Here is a 1,682-nt window from a genome sequence, read left to right on the forward strand (position 1 = left end):
CCCGGCGCATGCTGCCGGCCCGGCACGGCGCGATCCTGCTCACCGGCGCCTCGGCGAGCGTGAAGGGGTTCGCCGGCTCGTCGGCCTTCGCCATGGGCAAGTTCGCCCTGCGCGGCCTGGCCCAGAGCCTGTCGCGCGAGCTGCAGCCCCAGGGCATCCACGTGGCCCACTTCGTCATCGACGGCGCGATCCGGAACCCGGCCCGCGCGCCCGAGGCGCCGGATGCCCCCGACAGCCACCTCGACCCGGAGGCCATCGCCCGCAGCTACCGCGACGTGCTGCGCCAGGATCGCAGCGCCTGGACCCAGGAGCTGGAGCTGCGCCCCTGGGTCGAGCGGTTCTGAGAGACCTGCGGCCTCACCCGTGCCGCAGGTCGTCCACCGGCGCCGGCGGGGGCCGGAAAGGTTGCGCGGTCGCGGGGATCTTGAACGGCAGGACGTTCGAGGGACGCTCGTCCGCGACCGGGGGCGACGGCCGCCGGCGGCCCGACCGGAGGATCAGGCCGACCACGAGCCGGCTGCAGCCGCGCGCGGCGTGACGCTGCGCCCGGTTTCGCGTCCAGATCGGAAAATCCTGGCGGTTTCGCATGTCGGGCTCCCTCGTCAGGCTCGGACACGAGAGAACACCGCGATTCCGACGACCCGCACATCACCCGTTTGGGGGATGCCCCCGGCGATCGGTAAACGGCCGCGATGGGTCGGCTCAGGCCGGGTCCGGGCGCGCGGCGACGGCCTCGATCTCGACGAGGTAGCCGTGGTGCAGGCCCGGCACCGGCACCACGGCGCGGGCGGGGCGGGCCGCGCCGAACATCTCCGCGTAGATCCGATCGAAGGCCGGCCAGTTCTCGACGCCGACCAAGTAGGCGGTGACCTTGAGCACGCGCTCCGGGCCGCATCCGGCCGCGCCGAGGATGGCGAGCACGTTGGCCAGCGCCTGCCGGGCCTGCTCCTCGAACGGGCGGTCGAAGGTATGGCTGCCGTCGGGGCGGGGCCCGAGCTGGCCCGAGACGAAGACGAGGTCGCGCCATGCCGTCGCCTGGGCATAGTGCCCGGCGGGCTCCGGCACGGCCTTCGTCGCGATGCGCTCGATCGGATCTGTCATGGAGAGGATCACCAGCCGGCGATGCGGGGCCACGTGGCGGAGACGCGCCCGGCGGCGTCGAGCACGTGGTAGCTTCCGTGCTGCGCGGCGGTGGCGCAGGCATGGTTGGGCAGGATGCGCAGGCGCGCGCCCAAGGCAAGGTCCGGCAGCGCGGCGGCTGATCCGGGGCGGAGGGCGACGATGCCGTGCTCCTGGTTGGCGTCGCGCACGATCAGGTCGGGGTAGGGCGTCCCCGCCGGATCGCAGACGATCCCGTAGCCCTGGTCGACGGCTTGGCGCGCGGTGCCGCGGTCGCGCGACAGCGCCATCCATCCGGCGTCGACGATGATCCAGCCCTTCGCGCGCTGGTGCCCGATCACCGTCGCCAGCACCGACAGGACGATGTCCCCGGTTGCGCAGGTGCCGATGCCGGCCTGGAACAAGTCGCCGAACATGAAGACGCCGGCCCGCACCTCGGTCACGCCGTCGAGCGCCTCGGCGAACCGCGCGGTCGGGGTCGAGCCGATGCTGACCACGGGGCAGGGGAGGCCGGCGGCCCGCAGGTGCCCGGCCGCCGCGACGCCGGCCGCGCGCTCGACCTC

The 1,682-nt window shown here is 74.0% G+C and carries 3 protein-coding genes and 1 pseudogene; 1 reads left to right on the forward strand and 3 read right to left on the reverse strand.

Going from position 1 to position 1,682, the window contains the following annotated elements:
- Nucleotides 1–344: SDR family NAD(P)-dependent oxidoreductase (locus tag FV223_RS26960; RefSeq protein WP_147729780.1), on the forward strand; the 344-nt coding region annotated here is incomplete at its 5' end.
- Nucleotides 345–357: 13 nt separating this feature from the next.
- On the opposite strand, the gene FV223_RS26965 is transcribed toward FV223_RS26960, so the two are convergent.
- From FV223_RS26965 to FV223_RS26975, 3 genes and pseudogenes are all read right to left on the reverse strand, one after another.
- Nucleotides 358–588, reverse strand: a complete 231-nt coding sequence (locus tag FV223_RS26965) for a hypothetical protein (RefSeq protein ID WP_147729781.1) — start codon at nt 586–588, stop codon at nt 358–360.
- A gap of 114 nt (nt 589–702) precedes the next feature.
- Nucleotides 703–1,101 carry a RidA family protein gene (locus tag FV223_RS26970; RefSeq protein ID WP_147729782.1) on the reverse strand — a complete coding sequence of 133 codons (399 nt, stop codon included), beginning with the start codon at nt 1,099–1,101 and terminating at the stop codon, nt 703–705.
- 8 nt (nt 1,102–1,109) lie between these two features.
- Nucleotides 1,110–1,682, reverse strand: a pseudogene (locus FV223_RS26975) (DSD1 family PLP-dependent enzyme); the annotation flags it as partial.

It is taken from the genome of Methylobacterium sp. WL116 (assembly GCF_008039455.1).
In the GTDB taxonomy this organism is placed as follows: Bacteria; Pseudomonadota; Alphaproteobacteria; order Rhizobiales; family Beijerinckiaceae; genus Methylobacterium.